Here is an 18,492-nt window from a genome sequence, read left to right as displayed (position 1 = left end):
ACCGTGAGCGGCGCGGGTGAACCGCGGATCGTGATGCTCTCGTGACGCACGGCCCCGTGCTGTGACGTACCGCCGTGCCCCGGCTCGCGACGGCGGGTCGGGGCCGAGGTCAGCCCTCGGCCCGGGTCTGCTCGTGGCGCAGCGCGGCCACGACGAGGGCCAGGACCTCCTCGTCGCTCAGCCCCGACGCGCGCGCGGTGGCCACGAGGTCCCGCGCCGCGCGGCGGGCGTCGACGTCCGCGGGGGAGACGCCCTCCGACACGACGGTCCCGGCCCGACGACGCGTGGTCACCACGCCCGACTCCTCGAGCTCGCGGTACGCGCGCGCGACGGTCCCGGGCGCGAGACCGAGGTCGGTCGCGAGCGCGCGGATGGTCGGGAGGCGGTCCCCGGGGGCGAGCCGCCCGGCGGCGACGTGGGCGACGACCTGGGTCCGGATCTGCTCGTACGGCGCGACGCCGGACCCCAGGTCCACGCGGACCCGCAGCTCAGGCACCGGCCGGCGCTCCCTCGGGCGTCGCGCGCCCGACCGCGACGTCCGGGTCCGGCGCGGCGCGCACGACGACCGCCAGCGAGCCCAGCGCGAGGAGCGCCCCGACGACGGCGAGGACGACGGCGCCGGGGTAGCCGGTCCGTGCAGCCGCGTTCCCGCCGTAGAAGAGCATGCCGGCCGCGGTGAGGGCGAGCGCGAGCTGGACGCCCCGCAGGACCCGGTGGGCGGAGAGGCGTCGCAGGGCGACGTCCCACGCCGAGCTGACCAGGGCGACGGCGGGCCGTCGCGCGACGAGCCGCAGCACGGACTCGGACCCGGCGAGCAGGAGGACCGCGCCCAGCGCGAGCCACACGCCGTAGAAGGCGCCGGGGTACGGGCTCGCCGTCGAGGTGACGTCCCCGGCGACGCGGGTCACCGACCGGCCGTCGTCCCCGGCGGTGAGCGCGCCCACCGCGGCGAGGACCAGGATCGCCGCCGCCAGCCCCCACGTGAGCCGGCGCAGGCCCGCGGGCGCCACGTCGGCGACGGACCGCGGCTGGAGCGAGGCCGACCGGACGGTCTCGCCCTGCCGCGGCCAGGTGCGCTCGCCGACCGCGTGCACGGCGAGGAAGGCCAGGCCGACGAGCGCCGGCGTCAGGCCGAGGAGCACGCCCTCCGCCAACCCGTCGACGACCGTCGTGGCCTGCGCCGCCACGATCCCCGTGAGCACGCCCGCGGCGGCCGCCGACCCGGCGACGATCCCCGCGTGACGCCGTGCGGCCTCCCGCACGGGGTCGCGCACCGTATTTTGTGTCAGGCTTTGTATCGGCATGATGCGACGATCCCACCGGTGCACCGGCGTGTCAAGGACGCTGTCGGGCGGTGGTCGTCGGTGGTCAGTGCTGCGGGCGGGAGAGCCGGATGAGAGCTCTCTCATCTGCGTCTCACCCGTGCCCCACGGGCGCGGCGTCGAATGGCGCCGTGACCGTGACCGTGACCGTGCCACTTACCGCGACCTCTGACCCCGTCACCGTCGACCAGCGCGAGTGGCTCGACCTGCTGACGACCCCCGACGCCGCGGACCTCCTCGAGGCCGCGCTCGGTGCCGACGGCGCGAGGTTGGGGGCGTGGAGCGTCGACCGCGTGCACGCGCGGCCCGGCGCCGAGGTCACGGTGGGGTACGACGTCGTCGCGCGGCGCGACGAGCCCGGCGCGCTCGACGTGGCGGGAGGGTCCGTCGCCGAGTCGACCGAGCACCTGTTCGCGACGACCGCCGACCTGCCTGGCGACGTGGTCGGCCCGGGCGTGGTGCGTCTCGCGGACGGGCCCCGCGTCGTGCACGTGTGGCGGCATCCTGCCGACCCGATGCTGCCCGGGCTGTCCGCGGCGTGCGACGCCGCGACGCTCACCCGCAGGCTGCGCGACGCGGGGCACCGGGCGGACGTCGAGTCCGTCGAGGTCGTGGCGTACCGCCCGCTGCGTCGCGCCGTCCTGCGGGCGCGGACGTCGCTCGGAGCCGTCTACGTCAAGGTGGTGCGGCCCCAGCGCGTCCGGTCGCTCGTCCGTCGGCACGCGCTGCTCGGCGGGCCCGACCGCCTGCGCGAGGTCGTCGTGGGCCCGCGCTGCCTCACGTGGTCCGACGACGGGGTCGTCGTGCTCGCGGAGGAGCACGGACGCTCGCTCGCCCAGCACCTGGCCGCCACCGCTCCCGAGGGGCGCGCGACGGCGGTCGACCCCCGGGCGCTGCTGCGCGCGCTCGACGAGCTCCCGGCCGCCGCGACCGCGCTCACCCGTCGCCCGGCCTGGGCGGACAGGGTCGGGCGGTACGCCAGGACCGCCGTCGAGGTGCACGGGCTCGACGCCGCGCGCACGGCACGGGTCGCCGGGGTCGTCCAGACCGTCGGCGCACGGGCGCTCGGCCCGGTCGTCGCGACGCACGGCGACTTCCACGCCGCCAACGTCCTGCTCGCCGCCGGGACGTCAGGGCCTGAGGGCGGCCGCGTCGGCGTCCTGCTCGACGTCGACACGCTCGGGCCGGGTCACCGCGTGGACGACCTCGCGTGCGTCGTCGCGCACCTCGCCGTGCTGCCGTCGCTGTCCCCGGCGGACTACGCAGGCACCGACGGTCTCGTGGACCGGTGCCTCGTCGCGTTCGACGCCGTGGTCGACGCGGCCGCGCTGCGGGCCCGGGCCGCGGGCGTCGTGCTGTCGCTCGCCTCGGGCGCAGGGACGCGCGAGCTCGCGACGGCCTGGCTGGCCGTCGCCGAGGACCTCGTCGACGCGGCGCTCGCGGCGGCCGGCGCGCACGCCCCGCTCTCTGAGAGCTCTCTCATCGACGGCTCCTCGCCGTCTCACGTCCGGTCGGAAGACTCGGGTCCAGACGCAGCCGGGAGGCCGCGCGCACAACGACACGAAGGAGAAGGATCATGAAGGCTCGCAGCGCATGGATCGTCACGGGAGCTCTCGGCGCGGTCGGCCTCGGTGCCACCGTCGCCACCGCGCAGGGGGTCTTCGACGCTCCGGGGTCGGCCGTCGTCTCGCCCGCGGTCGAGGTCGACGCGTCGACCCCGGCGGCCACCCCGAGCACCACCACGACCACGCCCAGCCCGAGCGCGGTCCAGAACGGGTCCTCGGTCACCACGGTCACGGCGAGCACGGCCCCGACGGCGCAGACGGCGAACACCCCGAACACCGCCCCGACGGCGAGCACCCCGAACACCGCCCCCACCGCTGGCACGGCGGTCACCCCCCGACGCCGCAGTCGGCGGGCTGACCGGACCCGGGCGCGGGCGACCGCTCCCGAAGGCCCACCGAGGCCCCCCACGACGAAGCTCCCACGACGAAGGCTCCCACGACGAAGCCCCCACGACGAAGCCCCCACGACGACGCCCGCCCCAGGACCCCGGGGCGGGCGTCGTGCGTGCACGCGCGGGCGCTCAGGGGCGGGCGGGCTCCGTCGCGCGCGGCGCGTCGGCGAGCCGGTAGCCCATGCCGCGCACCGTGACGAAGTGCTCGGCGCCGAGCTTGTTGCGCAGGTAGCGCACGTACACGTCGACGACGTTCGACCCGGGGTCGAAGTCGTACCCCCACACGCGCGACAGGAGCTGCTCGCGGCTGAGGACCTGGCCGGGGTTGCGCAGGAAGGCCTCCGCGAGGGCGAACTCGCGCGCCGAGAGGTCCACCTCGCGGTCGGCGGTCCGTGCGCGGCGCGTGCGCAGGTCGAGGCTGAGGGACCCGTGGCTGAGCACGGTCACCTCGCCCGCGGGCTCGGTGCGCAGTCGCAGCCGGATGCGTGCGAGGAGCTCCTCGAACCGGAACGGCTTGGACATGTAGTCGTCGGCACCTCCCTCGAGGCCCGCGACGGTGTCGTTCACCCCCGTCCGCGCGGTGAGGATGATGACGGGGATGGCGTTGCCGGTCTCGCGGAGGCGGCGCAGGACCGTGAAGCCGTCCTGGTCCGGGAGGCCCAGGTCGAGCACGAGCAGCGCGAAGTCGCCGGTGCTGGCGAGGTCGAACGCCTCGCGGCCGGTCGCCACGGTCGTGCTCGCGTAGCCCGCCGAGCGCAGGCCCTTCGCGACGAACGACGCGATGCGCGTCTCGTCCTCGGCCACGAGGATCTGGCTCACGGGGTGGTCCTTCCGTCGGGGCGTGCGGTCGCGCCGGTCTCGGCGTCCGGGCCGGGCAGCAGCGGCGTCCGGGCGGTCGGGACGGTGGGGGCGGTGGCGGTCGGCGCGCTCCCGTCCGTCGTCGTGCGCACCGACGCCGTCCCTCCTCGGGTGGGGACGGGGAGGTCGAGGGAGAACGTCGAGCCGACGCCCGGGGTCGAGGCGACGGCCGCGTGCCCGCCGTGGCCCTCCGCGATCGCGCTGACGATCGCGAGACCGAGCCCGGCGCCCTCCGGACGTTCCCGGCCCGCGGGCGCGGGCGCCTGGGCGAACCGGTCGAAGATGCGCCGCACCTGGTCCGGTGGGACGCCGGCCCCCTCGTCCCGCACCCACAGGCGCAGGCGCGTGCCGTCGTCGGACACGGCGGAGCCGATCGCGACGACCGACCCGGGCGCCGAGAACTTCACGGCGTTCGCCGCGAGCTGCAGGAGGGCCTGGGTGATGCGCTGGGCGTCGACGGGGGCCACGACGTCGGCCCGTGCGTCGACGAGCCACCGCCGGTCCCCGAGCGTGCGGACCTTGTCGAGCACGTCGTCGGTGAGACGCCCGACGTCCGCGTCGGCGGGGCGCACGAAGTCGGGCCGGCCGACGGTCGCGAGGGTCACGAGGTCGTCCACGAGGCGGTTCATGCGGTCGAGCTCGTCGAGCGTGAGGTCGCGGGTCTCGCGCGCGTCGTCGGGGTCGTGGGGGTCCATGAGCTCGAGGTGCCCGCGCACCACGGTGAGCGGCGTGCGCAGCTCGTGCCCGACGTCGTCGAGCAGCCTGCGCTGGGAGTCGAACGCACCCTCGAGGCGGTCGAGCATCCCGTTCACCGTCTCCGACAGGTGCGACAGGTCGTCGTTGCCCGTCACGGGGATGCGCGCGGTGAGGTCGGTGTCGCCGATGGTCTGCGCGGTGCGGGCGAGGACGCGGATCGGCTGCAGGAGGCGGCCCGCGACCACCCACCCGACCACCCCCGTGAGCACGAGCGCGCCCAGCGCGACGAGCGCGTACGTGCCGAAGACCCGCGTGAGCTCGGCGTGCTCGGCCGTGCGGTCGTAGGCGAGGACGAGCGCGGCGGGCTCGCCCGTGGTGCCGACGGCGTCCGCGGTCCCGGTCGCGCCGCCCACGACGACGGGGGCGACGAGCACGCGGTAGTCGGTGGTGGCGGTCGTGACCGAGCGCAGCACGTTCACGTCGCCGTCGATGAACGGGGCGACCGCCGCGAGCAGCTCGGCGTCGTCCTCGAGGTGCACCTCGACGTCCTGCTGCGAGACGAGCGGCGACCGGCCCGCCCGCAGGCCGATGATGCCCTCGCTGCGTGCGGGGACGACGAGCTGGATCGCCGCGACGACCACGTCCTCGGACGACGTGAAGGGCTCGCCGGTCACCGGGTTCACGCCCGACTCGCCGAGCGTCTCCAGCTCGACCGCGCTGCGCCGCAGGCTCTCCTCGATCCGCGCGTCGACCTGACCGCGCTGCAGGAACCACGCGGCGCCCCCGGCGAGGAGCAGGGCGAGCGCGGACAGACCCAGGAACGCGGCGAGCATCCGGGTGCGGACGGTCAGCCCGAGACGGTGCCGCTCACCCGCGGCGTCGTCGTCCGCGACGCCGTCCGTGCCGTCGCGCCGCGCCGTGCGCGGCATCAGTCGTCCCCGTCGTCGTCATCGTCGTCCCCGTCGTCGTCGCCATCGGCGTCGTCGTCATCGTCGTCATCGTCGTCGTCCGCCGACGGCGGTGCGGGAGGCACCGGGGCGACGCCCCCGCCCGTCGACGGCGGGGGCGCGGTCTCCGTGGGCGTCTCCGTGGGCGTCGGCGCCGGTCCGCCGTCGGGCCCGGAGCTCGGGGGCGACGACGGCCCGGGAGAGGTCGGGGCGGGGGAGGGCGTCACGACGACAGCACGGCCCACCTCCCGGTCGTCGGGCCGGGAGGAGAGCGCGGCGGCGGTGGCGCCCCCGGCGAGGACGAGGAGCAGCGCACCGACGATCCAGGTGAGGGTCCGGCGAGTCATGCGCCCAGTATCCGAGAGCCTCATGAGACGCACATGAGAACCACGGGCGGGGTCGTCGGCGCTCAGGCGCCCGCGAGCCAGTCGTCCACGCGTCCCAGCAGACGGCGCTTCGTGGTCTCGGACGCACGGCTCGCCCGGACCGAGCCCCGTGCCAGGTCCGCGAGCTCGTCGTCGGAGAACCCGTGCTCGTCCCGCGCCGTCTCGTACTGGGCGACGAGGCGCGAGCCGAAGAGCAGCGGGTCGTCGGCGCCCAGCGCGACGCGCGCCCCGGCGTCGACGAGGGTCCCGAGCGGCACCTGCGAGGCGTCGTCGTACACGCCGAGCGAGACGTTCGACGCCGGGCAGACCTCGAGCGCGATCCCGCGGTCGACGACGTCGTCCAGCACACGGCGGTCCTCCGCCGACCGCACGCCGTGCCCCAGCCGGTCCGGGACGAGAGCCTCGACGACCTCGTGCACGTGCGCGGGCCCGAGCAGCTCGCCGCCGTGCGGCACCGACGCGAGCCCGGCGTCCCGGGCGATGGCGAACGCGCGCGCGAACTCCGCGGTGTCGCCGCGGCGCTCGTCGTTGCTCAGACCGAACCCGACGACCTCGCCCGGTCCCTCGCCCGCGTACTGCGCGGCGAGCCGCGCCAGCGTGCGCGCGTCGAGCGGGTGGCGCATCCGGGAGGCCGCGACGACCACCGCGACCTCCGTGCCCGTCGCGGCGCTCGCGGACCGGGCGGCGTCGAGCACGATCTCGACCGCGGGGGTGATCCCGCCCACGAACGGCGCGTACGACGTCGGATCCACCTGGATCTCGAGCCGCCCGGAGCCCTCGGCGGCGTCGTCCTGCGCCGCCTCGAGCACGATGCGGCGCATGTCGGCCTCCGAGCGCACGCACGCGCGCGCGGCGTCGTACAGGCGCTGGAAGCGGAACCAGCCCCGCTCGGTCGCTGGCAGGCGCAGCGGGTCCCCGTCGAGGAGCGCGTGGGGGAGCCGGACCCCGTAGCCCGCGGCGAGCTCGCGCAGGGTCTCGAGGCGCATCGACCCCGTGAAGTGCAGGTGCAGGTGGGCCTTGGGGAGCGTCGCCAGGTCTCGCACACGCCGGAGTCTGTCACGGGCGCGCGTGCCCGGCAGGGCCGCGCGACGTCCGGGCCGCGCTCGGCGGTCAGGCGGAGGTCAGGTAGCCCCGTTCCATCGCGACCGTCACCGCCGCGGTCCGGTCGTCCACGCCGAGCTTCGCGAACGCGCGCAGGAGGTGGGTCTTGACGGTCGCCTCCGCGATGAAGAGCTCCTTGCCCACCGCCGCGTTCGACAGGCCGCGCGCGACCAGCCGCAGCACCTCGGTCTCCCGGTCCGTGAGGCGCTCCCCGCGGACGGACGTCACGAGCCGGGTCGCGACGCTCGGCGCGAGCACCGTCTGCCCGCGCGCCGCGGCGCGCACGCCCGCGACGAGCTCCTCGCGCGGCGTGTCCTTGAGGAGGTACCCCGTCGCCCCGGCCTCGACGGCCCGCAGGATGTCCGTGTCCGTCTCGTACGTCGTCAGCACGACGACGCGCGGCGCCGTGCGGCCCGCGACCCCGCCGTCCGCCGTGGCCCTGCGGGCGGTGCCGCCCGACGCGGCGAGGATCGCCGACGTCGCCCCGACGCCGTCGAGCACCGGCATGCGCAGGTCCATGAGCACGACGTCGGGGTCGAGCGCCGCCGCGAGCGCGACCGCCTGCGCGCCGTCGCCCGCCTCGCCGACGACCTCGAGGTCCGGCTCCGCCGCGAGCATCCCGACGAGGCCCGACCGGACCACGGGGTGGTCGTCGACGACGAGGACCCGCACCGGGCCGACACGCACGGGGGCGCTCACGTGGCACCGTCCGTCACGCCCGTCACCGCTGCCGGGTCGCCGGCCGCCGCCCCCCGTGCCACGGGTCGGCGAGCCGCGGCACCGCCGCGGCCCACCGCCGCCGTGGCGGGGGCCGGCGCGGTCCGCGGGAGCTCGACCACGACGACGGTCCCGCCGGCGCCGCCCGGGCCGAGCCGGACGGTCCCCCCGCCCGCGGCGACGCGCTCGCGCATGCCGCGCAGCCCGTAGCCCTCGACGACGTCGGCAGGCAGGCCACGGCCGTCGTCGTGCACCGTGAGCCGCGTGACCGCCGCGTCCTGCGCGAGCTCGACGCGGACCGACCGCGCGGCGGCGTGGCGGCGGACGTTCGCGAGCGACTCCTGGGCGGAGCGCAGCAGCACGACCTCGTCGGCGCTGGAGAGGCCCGCGACCCCGGCGAGGCGCGTCCGGACGTCGACGCCGGACTCCGCGCCGAAGCGCTCGGCGAGCCGTCCGACCGCGTCCACGAGCGTCCCGCCCGCCTCGAGCGGCACGGGTCCGGTCGCCTCGACGAGCGCGCGTGCCTCGGCGAGGTTCTCGCGGGCCGTGGTCTCGACGAGCGCGAGCCGCTCGCGCGCCGCCTCGGGAGCGTCCCGGTCCAGGTCGGCGCGCGCGGCCTGGGCCAGCATGACGACGCTCGTGAAGCCCTGGGCGAGCGTGTCGTGGATCTCGCGCGCGACGCGCTCGCGCTCGGCCGCGACACCGGCCGCGTGGTTCGAGCGCGCGAGCTCGGCCTGCGTGGCGCGCAGCTCGTCGACGAGGCGCGCGTGCCGCTCCGCCTGGCGCATCGTGTGCGCCGTCCACAGCCCGAGGCCGAGGGAGAACGCGAGCGCGACGCCCATCTGGGGCGCGGACCCCATGAGCGCGGCGGGGTCGACCCGGCCCGCCTCCAGGTCCCAGGCGAGCGCGAGCGCGGTGCCCGCGGCGAGGACCACGCACAGCACGACCTGCGCCCACAGGTGCTCCGACATCATCCAGATCTGCGTGAACGTCGCGAAGAGCAGCAGCGTGCCGAGGGCGTCCTGCGCGGCGACGACGACGGTCGCCGCCACGGCGACGACGAGGTACGCGTGGGCGGCGACCTGGTCGCGCGTGCGGGCGGCGCGACGTCCCCACGCGACGTAGCTGACGAGGATCGCGCCCGTGCCGCAGAGCGCCACGACGAGCGCGGAGCGGGGCAGCGACGCCGTGAACAGCGCGACGGCGCTGAGCGAGACGATGACGTAGAACGCCACGTCCCACCAGCGCACGTCACGCGCCCACGTCCCGTCGAGCTGCGCCGTCGCGTCGCCCGCGGCACCGGGCGGGTCAGCCGTCGTCACGGCGCCTCCACCGGAACGTCCGGACCCCCACGACGAGCCCCACCACCAGCCATGCGACCAGTACAGCAGCCGTCGCGCCGTGCTGCCACGACCCCGACGGCTCGAGGGCCACCGCCTGCTCCGGGAGGAAGACCGACCGCATTCCCTGGGCCATCCACTTCAGGGGGAAGACCGACGCGACGGTCTGCATCCAGGAGGGCAGCGCGAAGAACGCGAAGAAGACGCCCGAGATGAACTGCAGGACGAGCACGACCGGCGTCACGACCGCCGTCACCGATTTCCCCGAGCGCGGCAGGGACGAGAACCCGACCCCGCACACCGCGCCCGTCGCGCACCCCAGCACGAACACCCACACGAACGTGGCGACGCGACCTGCGCCGTCGGGCATGTCCCACGGCATCGGCACGTCGAACGCGAGCGCGGCGAGCGCGAGGAGCAGCACCGTCTGGCCGACCGCGGTGGCCAGGACGAGCCCGATCTTGCCGAGGAAGTACGCGACGGCCGGCAGGGGGGTCGCGCGCAGGCGCTTGAGGGTGCCGTCGTCGCGCTCGACCGCGATCGAGATCGCCAGCGACTGGAACCCGGTGAGCATGATGCCCGTGGCGAGCATGCCCGGCAGGAAGTACTGCGCGAAGGGCACGCCGTAGTCGGCCGTGGCCTGCTCCTGGCCGTCGAACACCGTCGCGAAGATCGCCAGCATGATGACCGGGTAGGTGAAGACGAAGATCACCGCGTCGCGCTCGCGGAAGAACCCCCGCAGCTCCGCCCGGGTCCGGGCGAGGCCCAGGCGCGCGACACCGGGCAGGGCGGAGGCGCGGGACGGCGCGGGGCGCGCGGCGGGGACGGCGGTCGTGCTCACGGTCGTTCCTCCTGGTCGGGGGTGGCGGCGCTCGGTCCGGCGTGGCCGCGCGGTGTCGTGGTGCCCGCGCCGATCAGCTCGAGATAGACGTCCTCGAGCGACGGGTGGACGATCTCGAGCCCGGGGACCTCGCCGTCGGGGAAGCGGGCGGCGAGGCGAGCGACGACCGCGGACGGGCGGTCCGTGCGCTCCTCGCGGGGCCCGCCGTCGTCGAGCCACCGGACGGACGGCCGACGCGCGTCCGCACCGCCCAGGCGGTCCGGGGCGTCGAGCGCGACGACGACGCCGTCGCGCAGCACGGCGACCCGGTCGGCGAGCTGGGCGGCCTCGTCGAGGTAGTGGGTGGTGAGCAGGATCGTCGTCCCGTCGTCGCGCAGGGAGCGGACGAGGTCCCAGAACGCGCGTCGCGCCTGCGGGTCGAAGCCGGTGGTCGGCTCGTCGAGGAACACGAGCTCGGCCCGTCCGACGATGCCGAGGGCGACGTCCAGCCGGCGTCGCTGCCCCCCGGACAGCTGGCGCGTGCGGGTCCCCGCCTTCTCGCGGAGCCCGACGGCGTCGATCACCTGCTCGGGGTCGCGCGGGTCCGCGTAGAAGCCGGCGAAGTGCCGCACGGTCTCGGTGACGGTGAACTCCGAGAGGTCGCGCGAGTCCTGCAGGACGACGCCGATGCGGTCGCGCCACGCGCGGCCCGCGGTCTGCGGGTCCACGCCCAGCACGCGCACGTCGCCGGCGTCCCGCGAGCGGAAGCCCTCGAGGATCTCGACCGTCGTCGTCTTGCCGGCGCCGTTGGGACCCAGGAGGGCGAAGATCTCGCCGCTCTCGACCCGCAGGTCGATCCCGGCGACGGCCTGCCTGGTGCCGTACCGCTTGCGCAGGCCGCGCACCTCGACCGCCGGCGCGGGCGGGGCCGGCGTCCCGGTCGCGACGGCGCGCGTCGTGCCGCGAGGTGCGACCGTCCCTTCGTGTGTGCTCTCCATGCCGACCAGCGTCGTCCGCCTCGGGCACGGCCCGCGACGACCGTTCGTCCGCTCCTCGCGTCCACCGATCGGTGGACGCCCGCTCCGGTCCGGGCCGCGCGCGAGGTGGCTCGGGAGGTGGCGCGGGGGATGGCACGGGAGATGGCACGGGAGATGGTGAGGACGTGGCGCGGACGTGGTTCGACCAGGCGCCCGGCGTCGCGTACAGTGTTCCTTCGGTGGTTGACGCCCACCATGCTGAGCCGCGCCTCGACGTCCGCGTGACGTCGGACGGTGCGGATCCCTGCAGGCTGAGGGCGTCGGTCGCGAAGGGTAGTGGCGCAATTGGTAGCGCAGCGGTCTCCAAAACCGCAGGTTGCAGGTTCGAGTCCTGTCTACCCTGCACAGCACCTCCCCCTCGGGGGGCGTGCGTGGTCCGAGAACGGGCTGCACGAGAGGTTCCAGCAGGTCCGGGGCACGTCCGGTACGTCAGCGATGGGGTAGATCAGTGAGCGAATCGCCGTCAGAGGCCGTGGGTGCGGACGGCGCACGCGCCGACGAGGTGACGAAGGGTCGTCCGACCAAGGACAGGAAGCCCAACGTCTTCGCCCGTATCGCCCTCTTCGTGCGCCAGGTGGTCGCCGAGCTGCGCAAGGTCGTCACGCCGACGCGGTCCGAGCTGATCACGTACACCACGGTCGTCCTGGTCTTCGTGCTGGTCGTCATGGCCTTCGTGACGGTGCTCGACCTCGGGATCGGCAAGGCCGTCCTGTGGGTCTTCGGGGACTAGCCGGCCACGACGCACCCGACGTGCCGATCTCTCGGCACCCGGCGCCCCTCGGGGCGCCGTCGGCGCTTCCAGCAGCAGTCCTTCCCAGAAGTCATCGAAGCCGGTCAGCAGAAAGCAGGTTCGTTCGTGTCCCAGGAGTCGCTGGACCAGACGGAGAACGTCGACCCGACGCAGCCCGAGGGTGCCCAGGACGAGGTCGACGAGGCCACGGACGCGCCCGAGGTCGAGGAGACCGACGAGCCCGCGGAGACCGACGAGCTCGGGACGGCCGCTGAGGACGACGAGGCCGCTGCCGACGACGAGGCCGCTGCCGACGACGTCGAGGACGAGCGCCCGGCCGACGAGGACGGCGACGTCATCGAGGACCCGGTCGCGGAGTTCAAGCGTCAGCTGCGCACGCAGCCCGGTGACTGGTACGTCATCCACTCGTACGCCGGCTACGAGAACCGTGTGAAGGCCAACCTGGAGAACCGCATCCAGAGCCTGAACATGGAGGACTACATCTTCCAGATCGAGGTCCCCATGGAGGAGGTGGCCGAGATCAAGAACGCGCAGAAGAAGATCGTGCGTCGTGTCCGCATCCCCGGCTACGTCCTCGTGCGCATGGACCTCACCGACGAGTCGTGGGGCGCGGTGCGTCACACGCCCGGTGTCACCGGCTTCGTCGGCCACACCCACCAGCCCGTGCCGCTGACGCTCGACGAGGTCTTCTCGATGCTCGCGTCGACGCTGGCACCCGCCCCGGAGCCCGGCAAGCCGATGCCCGCCGCGGCCAGGGCCCCGATCGAGGTCGACTTCACCGTCGGCGAGTCGGTCACCGTCACCGACGGTCCGTTCGACACGCTGCCCGCGACGATCTCCGAGATCAACGTCGAGAACCAGAAGCTCAAGGTGCTCGTCTCCATCTTCGGCCGGGAGACCCCGGTCGAGCTGTCGTTCAACCAGGTCGCCAAGATCTGACACGGCCTCCCGGCGCCCGCCGGGAGCGTGCGAGCGCAGTACTGCAACCGGGTCATCGCCCACGGCGTCGGCCCACGAGAAGAAGGACAGGGAAGACTCATGCCTCCCAAGAAGAAGGTCTCCGGCCTCATCAAGCTCCAGATCCAGGCCGGTGCGGCGACGCCCGCCCCGCCGATCGGCCCCGCGCTCGGTCAGCACGGCGTGAACATCATGGAGTTCTGCAAGGCCTACAACGCGGCCACCGAGTCGCAGCGCGGCAACGTCATCCCGGTCGAGATCACGGTCTACGAGGACCGCTCGTTCACCTTCGTGACCAAGACCCCGCCGGCCGCGGAGCTCATCAAGAAGGCCGCGGGCGTCCAGAAGGGCTCGGCGACGCCGCACACCACCAAGGTCGCGAAGCTGACCGCCGACCAGGTGCGCGAGATCGCCCAGACCAAGCTCGAGGACCTCAACGCGAACGACCTCGACGCCGCGTCGAAGATCATCGCCGGCACGGCCCGCTCGATGGGCATCACCGTCGAGGGCTGAGCAGAGCGTGAGCGTCGCTCATCCCGACTGTCAGCACAGCGGGCTGAGCGCCGCTCGGCACCATCAGATCGTCCGCGACCGCGGGCGGCAGTGGCAGGGTCCGCGCGGACCCGCTGACCACGACTGCAGAAGGAGAAGCAGCATGGCAACGCGCAGCAAGGCGTACCGCAACGCCGAGGAGAAGATCGACCGGGAGCGTCTGTACGCCCCGCTCGAGGCGATCCGTCTCGCCAAGGAGACGTCGACCGTCAAGTACGACGCGACCGTCGAGGTCGTCTTCCGTCTGGGTGTCGACCCGCGCAAGGCGGACCAGATGGTCCGCGGCACGGTGAACCTCCCGAACGGCACGGGCAAGACGGCCCGCGTCATCGTCTTCGCGAACGGGGCGAAGGCCGAGGAGGCCCGCGCGGCCGGTGCCGACGAGGTCGGTGGCGACGAGCTCATCGAGAAGGTGGCCGCGGGCTACACCGACTTCGACGCCGCCGTCGCGACGCCGGACCTCATGGGCAAGGTCGGTCGCCTGGGCAAGGTGCTGGGTCCCCGTGGCCTCATGCCGAACCCGAAGACCGGCACCGTGACGATGGACGTGACCAAGGCCGTCACCGACATCAAGGGCGGCAAGATCGAGTTCCGCGTCGACAAGCACTCGAACCTGCACTTCATCATCGGCAAGGTCTCGTTCGACGAGAAGGCGCTGGTGGAGAACTACGCCGCGGCGATCGAAGAGGTCCTGCGTCTCAAGCCGTCGTCCTCGAAGGGCCGGTACATCACCAAGGCCACGCTGACGACGACGATGGGCCCGGGCATCCCGCTCGACCAGTCCAAGACGACGAAGCTCCTCGAGGACGACGCGGCCTGACCGCAGCGTCCCTCGTCGCGACCGGGCTCGGCCCGGCGCACCACGCCGACGGCGCGGCCCCCCGGACCGGGGGGCCGCGCCGTCGGCGTCTTCGGTACCGCGGGCCGGCCGGGCGACGCGCCGTCGCGCGACCGGACGTCAGCAGGCCCCGAGGTCCCGCCAGACGCCCCACTGCCCGCTCTGGGCCGGGTTCTCGTTCGTCGTCCACCACTTCGCCTCGTACGTGCGGCCCTGGTGCGCGACGCGGTTCCCTCCCGTGTAGACCGCGGACGCCGACCACGCCGGTGCGGTGCAGTCGCCCGGGTCGGTCGGGTCGGTCGGGTCGGTCGGATCCGTCGGGTCGGTCGGGTCCGTGGGGTCCGTGGGGTCCGTGGGGTCGGTGGGGCCGCTCGCGAGCCGGCCACCGATGACCCTGGCGACCTCGTAGCCGTTCGTCTTGTCCCAGTTGATCGACCACGTCATGACGCCGCCGATCTTCCCGTAGGGCGTCGCGGGTCGGAACGCGCCGCACCCGGTGCCGACCTCGAGGCAGTCGACGGCCTTCACGACGTTCGCCAGAGGCTGGTACCCGCCGCCGGCAGCGCGCGGCACGGCGGGGATCCCGATGCCGACCTGGTCCGGCCGGAGCCCCATCTCGAGCTGGATGCACGACAGCGCGGTGAGGAAGTCGACCGAGCCCTGGGCGTAGACCTGCTGGTTGCAGCCCATCATCGAGCCGGAGTTGTAGTACTGCGTGTTGACGATCGTGAGGATGTCCTTGATGGCGAGCGTCAGCTGGTAGTAGCCCATGCTTGTCGCCTGGTAGTCGATGGTCTGCGGCGCCATCGTGATGACGAGGTCCGGGCCCGCCTTGGAGGAGAGCTGGCGCAGCGCGCTCGCCATGTAGGTGGCGTTGATCCCGTGCTCGAGGTCGATGTCGACGCCGTCGAAGCCGTACTGCTGCATGAGCGCGTACGCGGTGTCGGCGAAGTTCTTCGCCTCCGTCGCGTTGGAGACGATCACGTTGCCCTTCTCGCCGCCGACCGACACCACGACCTTGCGGCCCTGCGAGCGGATCGTCGCGACGTCGGCCGTGAACTGCGCGTCCGTGTACCCGCCGAGCTCCGCGCTCGCGAGGTCGAACGTGATGCCGCCGGGCGTCCCGACGAGGTTGTCGGCGAACGCGATCGCGACGAGGTTGTACGCCTGCGGGACCTCCGACAGGCGCATCGTCACCGAGCCGTTGTCGAAGTTGTGCCAGTAGCCGGTGAGCCACTGCGTGCCCGACGGCGCGGCGGCCGCCAGGGCGGTCGCCGTCGGGACGGTCACGGGCGCGGCGGGAGCGGCGTGCGCCGGGGCGACGGCCAGGGCGCCGGTGGTGGCGAGGGCGAGGGCCGTCGCGGCGGTGGCGAGCGCCCGCACGGCGCGGACGGCGCGGCGACGGGGGCGAGATGGTTGGTGGGTTCTCACGGGTGGTGCTCCTCGGGTCTCGGGCGCGCGCGGCTCGCACGCACCGGCCCGCCTCGTCGACGGGTCGTCTCGACGCTAGGAGCCCGCGGAGCCGGGCGGCATGAGGGATCTCCCGCTACTTCCCGCCGGCCGGCTACGGGAGAACGCGTACACGCGGCGTCGACCCCCGCCTCACGGGTGGTGCCCGTGGAGGCCCGGGAGGCGGGGCGGTCGGTGGTCGCCGTGGGGGACGGCGTGCTCCCCGGCCTCGGTGGCGCCGAGCCCGAACGTCGCGACCGTCGACACGAGGATCGCGCCGGCGAAGAGAGCGGCGAGTGCGCCCGCGGTCCGCAGGCCGCCGGCGGCGGCGCTCGCGCGCACGGCGGTGCCCGCTCCGGGTCCGCCAGGGCGCTGCGACCCGGCCGGTCCGTCGGGGACGGGGGTGCCGTCCCGCCCGGGGGCGACGGCGCGGGTCAGGACGCCCAGCATCCCGGCGCCCACGAGCTGGAGCGCGGACGCCGCGGCGACCGTCGGCCCGAGGGTTCCGCCGCCCGAGACGGCGAGCGCCGCCTGGGCCACGCTCCCCGCGACGAGCGCGCCCACCCCGACCCGCCCGAGCGTCGTCGGGCCGAGGCCTCGCGGGCGGGAGTCGGCGAGCGCGAGGAGCGCGGTGACGACCTCGGTCACGCCCAGCCCGAGCGCGAGGAACCCGCTGGGCGCCGGGAACGTCCCTCGGACGAGCCCGAGGTTGACGACGCCGGCGCCCAGCAGCGTGAAGCCCACGAGGGCACGGAGCAGGGGAGTGCGGCCGGTCACGCCGTCGCGGCGTGGGACGCGACCTGCTTGTCCGCCGCGAGCCCCACGCCGAGGAGGAGGATGGCGCTGCCGAGGTGCAGCACGTTGTCCGCGCCGTTGAGCGCGATGATGTTGGCCGCCGTCCCGACGAGGAACAGGCCGACCACGCCCACCAGCAGGTAGACGGCGCCGATCGTCACGTTGACCGCCTTCGCAGCGGGGGCCGAGCGCGAGGCGAGCAGCAGCGCGGCGCCGATGCCGAGGTGCACGACGTTGTGCAACGGGTTCACCTCGAACAGCAGCAGGTTCTCTCCCTCCGTGGCGGCGAAGCCGACGCCGGCGGTCACGACGAACCCGGCGAGGCCCACGAGCAGGTAGACGGCGCCGAACACGGCGGCGAGGAGGCGGTTCGGGGACGAGGACATGGTGCGTACCCACTTCCGTGTCGTGGCGCGGGCCGTTCCCGCGCTCGGACCCGGTTCGGACCGGTCGTACCGACGGATGGGTGCCGGCGCCGAGGGCCGGGAGAATCCTGTGCGCAAACTGGGCGGCATCGGATGTATCAGGCGCTCGACATCTCCCTCTCGTCCCGGTGCAGGGGTGCACCGGCACCGGTGCACCCGTTCCCCGCTCACCACGGAGGAGAACGATGAGCCCCCAGCAGCGCGAGCACGGAGGGTCGTGACCAGTGACGATGGTTGTCGAGCCCGATGAGTTCGCCGTACCATCAGGCGTCCCGGCGGATCCCCCGCCGTCGGCTGATCGCACGAGCGAGCCGAGGACAGAGCCGCCGATGACGCGAACGACCGAAGACCTCGCCGACACCGGTCAACCGGAGCCCAGTCTCGGGGACCGGGGAGCGGTCGCGCTCCTCGAGTACCGGGACGGGCGGCCTCAGGCCCTGGGCGACTTCGTCCGTGAGGCGACGCCGCTGCTCTGGCACACCGTCCGTGCGCAGGGCGTCGACCGCGAGAAGGCCGACGACGTCGTGCAGACCGTGTGGGTGGCTCTCGTCCGCAACGCGATGACCATCAAGGAACCGCACGCCGTGCTCAAGTGGCTGCTCATCACGGCCAAGCGCGCGGCGTGGGAGACGGTGCGCAAGCACCGTGACGACGCGCGACGCCGCACCGAGCTGCCCGACGACACCGACGAGGGCGTGCCCGAGCTCCCGTCGGGAGACCCGACACCGGACGTCGAGGTGCTGCGCAACGAGCGGGACCGCGGGCTCTGGCGAGCCCTCGACCAGCTTCCGGACCGGTGCCAGAAGCTGCTGCGTCTCGTCTCCCTGGCCGACCGGCCCGACTACAAGGCCATCTCGGCCGCGATCGGCATGCCGGTCGGCAGCATCGGCTCCACGCGCGGCCGCTGCCTCGCCAAGCTGCGCGACATCATCGACGACCAGGGGGAATCGTGGGAAACATCATGAGCGCCGAGTCCAAGCACAGCCCCGACGAGCCCCTGGACGCGATCGACGTCGCGCTCCTCGCCGACCTCGCACGCATCGCCGACGAGCTCGACCCCGTGCCCGCGGGCCTGGTCGACCGGTCGCTGTTCGCCATCACGCTCGCCGGCCTCGAGGCCGAGGTCATGGAGCTCGAGTACGTCCAGGCCCCGGCGATGTCGGTGCGGGGCGACGCTCCGCCCGTCGAGGCGCGGACGATCACCTTCACGTCCGAGTCCGTCACCGTGATGATCTCGCTGTCGCCCGCCGAGGGCGGCCGCGTGCGCGTCGACGGCTGGGCCGCGCCCGCGACGGCGCTGCGTGTCGAGCTGCACAGACCCGGGGCGGTGACCGAGACCGCGAGCGACGACGACGGACGCTTCGTCTTCGACGCCGTCGACCGTGGCCCGGCGAGCCTCGTCGTGCGCCGCGCCGACGGTACCGGCGGCGCCGTGAGCACTCCGGTCATCGAGCTGTGAGCGCCGTCGTCGTCACCCTGCCTGCCTGATCCTGCGGCCGGGTCCTCGCCGGGACCCGGCCGCTCACGGGCGTCCGGCCTCGTCC

20 protein-coding genes and 1 tRNA gene are annotated in these 18,492 nt (G+C 74.3%); 8 read left to right on the top strand and 13 right to left on the bottom strand.

Going from position 1 to position 18,492, the window contains the following annotated elements; translation table 11 throughout:
• Window positions 1-109: 109 nt before the first annotated feature.
• Together ACWPWV_RS02070 and ACWPWV_RS02065 are read right to left on the bottom strand one after the other, a co-directional pair.
• Window positions 110-496, bottom strand: coding sequence for a GntR family transcriptional regulator (locus tag ACWPWV_RS02070; RefSeq protein WP_454041315.1), 387 nt, complete (start codon window positions 494-496; stop codon window positions 110-112).
• Window positions 489-1,304: a hypothetical protein gene (locus ACWPWV_RS02065; protein ID WP_454041314.1), complete on the bottom strand. Its 816-nt coding sequence runs from the start codon at window positions 1,302-1,304 to the stop codon at window positions 489-491. The genes ACWPWV_RS02070 and ACWPWV_RS02065 overlap by 8 nt, the downstream gene beginning before the upstream one ends.
• Window positions 1,305-1,453: 149 nt before the next feature.
• On the opposite strand from ACWPWV_RS02065, the gene ACWPWV_RS02060 reads away from it, so the two are divergent.
• A complete protein-coding gene (locus ACWPWV_RS02060) occupies window positions 1,454-2,902 on the top strand; it encodes a phosphotransferase (protein ID WP_454041313.1) in 1,449 nt (482 codons plus the stop codon).
• A 506-nt stretch (window positions 2,903-3,408) separates the two neighbouring features.
• On the opposite strand, the gene ACWPWV_RS02055 is transcribed toward ACWPWV_RS02060, so the two are convergent.
• From ACWPWV_RS02055 to ACWPWV_RS02020, 8 genes are all read right to left on the bottom strand, one after another.
• Window positions 3,409-4,098: a response regulator transcription factor gene (locus ACWPWV_RS02055; RefSeq protein WP_454041312.1), complete on the bottom strand. Its 690-nt coding sequence runs from the start codon at window positions 4,096-4,098 to the stop codon at window positions 3,409-3,411.
• Window positions 4,095-5,762, bottom strand: a complete 1,668-nt coding sequence (locus tag ACWPWV_RS02050; protein WP_454041311.1) for a sensor histidine kinase — start codon at window positions 5,760-5,762, stop codon at window positions 4,095-4,097. The genes ACWPWV_RS02055 and ACWPWV_RS02050 overlap by 4 nt, the downstream gene beginning before the upstream one ends.
• Window positions 5,762-6,127, bottom strand: a complete 366-nt coding sequence (locus tag ACWPWV_RS02045) for a hypothetical protein (RefSeq protein WP_454041310.1) — start codon at window positions 6,125-6,127, stop codon at window positions 5,762-5,764. Before ACWPWV_RS02045 ends, ACWPWV_RS02050 begins: the two co-directional genes overlap by 1 nt.
• A gap of 62 nt (window positions 6,128-6,189) precedes the next feature.
• Window positions 6,190-7,209: an adenosine deaminase gene (locus ACWPWV_RS02040; protein ID WP_454041309.1), complete on the bottom strand. Its 1,020-nt coding sequence runs from the start codon at window positions 7,207-7,209 to the stop codon at window positions 6,190-6,192.
• A 67-nt stretch (window positions 7,210-7,276) separates the two neighbouring features.
• Complete coding sequence (locus ACWPWV_RS02035) at window positions 7,277-7,885, bottom strand: LuxR C-terminal-related transcriptional regulator (RefSeq protein WP_454042787.1); 609 nt, start codon at window positions 7,883-7,885, stop codon at window positions 7,277-7,279.
• Window positions 7,886-7,962: 77 nt separating this feature from the next.
• Window positions 7,963-9,306 (bottom strand): sensor histidine kinase, encoded by a 1,344-nt coding sequence (locus ACWPWV_RS02030; protein WP_454041308.1) that lies wholly within the window; start codon window positions 9,304-9,306, stop codon window positions 7,963-7,965.
• On the bottom strand, window positions 9,293-10,165 hold the full coding sequence (locus ACWPWV_RS02025) for an ABC transporter permease (protein ID WP_454041307.1): 873 nt from the start codon (window positions 10,163-10,165) through the stop codon (window positions 9,293-9,295). The genes ACWPWV_RS02030 and ACWPWV_RS02025 overlap by 14 nt, the downstream gene beginning before the upstream one ends.
• The gene (locus ACWPWV_RS02020; protein WP_454041306.1) at window positions 10,162-11,142 is read right to left on the bottom strand and encodes an ABC transporter ATP-binding protein; all 981 of its coding nucleotides are present in this window, start codon (window positions 11,140-11,142) and stop codon (window positions 10,162-10,164) included. Before ACWPWV_RS02020 ends, ACWPWV_RS02025 begins: the two co-directional genes overlap by 4 nt.
• A gap of 309 nt (window positions 11,143-11,451) precedes the next feature.
• Between ACWPWV_RS02020 and ACWPWV_RS02015 the strand changes: the two genes are divergently transcribed.
• From ACWPWV_RS02015 to rplA, 5 genes are all read left to right on the top strand, one after another.
• Window positions 11,452-11,524, top strand: a tRNA-Trp gene (locus ACWPWV_RS02015).
• Window positions 11,525-11,629: 105 nt separating this feature from the next.
• Window positions 11,630-11,911 (top strand): preprotein translocase subunit SecE, encoded by a 282-nt coding sequence (gene secE, locus ACWPWV_RS02010; RefSeq protein WP_454041305.1) that lies wholly within the window; start codon window positions 11,630-11,632, stop codon window positions 11,909-11,911.
• A gap of 126 nt (window positions 11,912-12,037) precedes the next feature.
• Window positions 12,038-12,871, top strand: a complete 834-nt coding sequence (gene nusG / locus ACWPWV_RS02005; RefSeq protein WP_454041304.1) for a transcription termination/antitermination protein NusG — start codon at window positions 12,038-12,040, stop codon at window positions 12,869-12,871.
• A gap of 99 nt (window positions 12,872-12,970) precedes the next feature.
• On the top strand, window positions 12,971-13,402 hold the full coding sequence (rplK, locus tag ACWPWV_RS02000; protein WP_435738752.1) for a 50S ribosomal protein L11: 432 nt from the start codon (window positions 12,971-12,973) through the stop codon (window positions 13,400-13,402).
• 142 nt (window positions 13,403-13,544) lie between these two features.
• Complete coding sequence (rplA, locus tag ACWPWV_RS01995) at window positions 13,545-14,261, top strand: 50S ribosomal protein L1 (RefSeq protein WP_454041303.1); 717 nt, start codon at window positions 13,545-13,547, stop codon at window positions 14,259-14,261.
• Between the two features lie 138 nt (window positions 14,262-14,399).
• On the opposite strand, the gene ACWPWV_RS01990 is transcribed toward rplA, so the two are convergent.
• From ACWPWV_RS01990 to ACWPWV_RS01980, 3 genes are all read right to left on the bottom strand, one after another.
• The gene (locus tag ACWPWV_RS01990) at window positions 14,400-15,710 is read right to left on the bottom strand and encodes a glycosyl hydrolase family 18 protein (RefSeq protein WP_454041302.1); all 1,311 of its coding nucleotides are present in this window, start codon (window positions 15,708-15,710) and stop codon (window positions 14,400-14,402) included.
• 171 nt (window positions 15,711-15,881) lie between these two features.
• Complete coding sequence (locus ACWPWV_RS01985) at window positions 15,882-16,505, bottom strand: hypothetical protein (protein WP_454041301.1); 624 nt, start codon at window positions 16,503-16,505, stop codon at window positions 15,882-15,884.
• Entirely contained in the window at window positions 16,502-16,909 is a 408-nt protein-coding gene (locus tag ACWPWV_RS01980) for a DUF4383 domain-containing protein (RefSeq protein WP_454041300.1), read from the bottom strand. The genes ACWPWV_RS01985 and ACWPWV_RS01980 overlap by 4 nt, the downstream gene beginning before the upstream one ends.
• A 368-nt stretch (window positions 16,910-17,277) precedes the next feature.
• On the opposite strand from ACWPWV_RS01980, the gene ACWPWV_RS01975 reads away from it, so the two are divergent.
• Window positions 17,278-17,913 (top strand): RNA polymerase sigma factor, encoded by a 636-nt coding sequence (locus ACWPWV_RS01975; RefSeq protein ID WP_454041299.1) that lies wholly within the window; start codon window positions 17,278-17,280, stop codon window positions 17,911-17,913.
• The gene (locus ACWPWV_RS01970; RefSeq protein ID WP_454041298.1) at window positions 17,910-18,407 is read left to right on the top strand and encodes a hypothetical protein; all 498 of its coding nucleotides are present in this window, start codon (window positions 17,910-17,912) and stop codon (window positions 18,405-18,407) included. The genes ACWPWV_RS01975 and ACWPWV_RS01970 overlap by 4 nt, the downstream gene beginning before the upstream one ends.
• Window positions 18,408-18,492: the final 85 nt, after the last annotated feature.

It is taken from the genome of Cellulosimicrobium sp. Marseille-Q8652, assembly GCF_965112045.1.
Note: the sequence above shows the minus strand (reverse complement) of the source record. Positions and strands in the feature narration are given on the sequence as shown.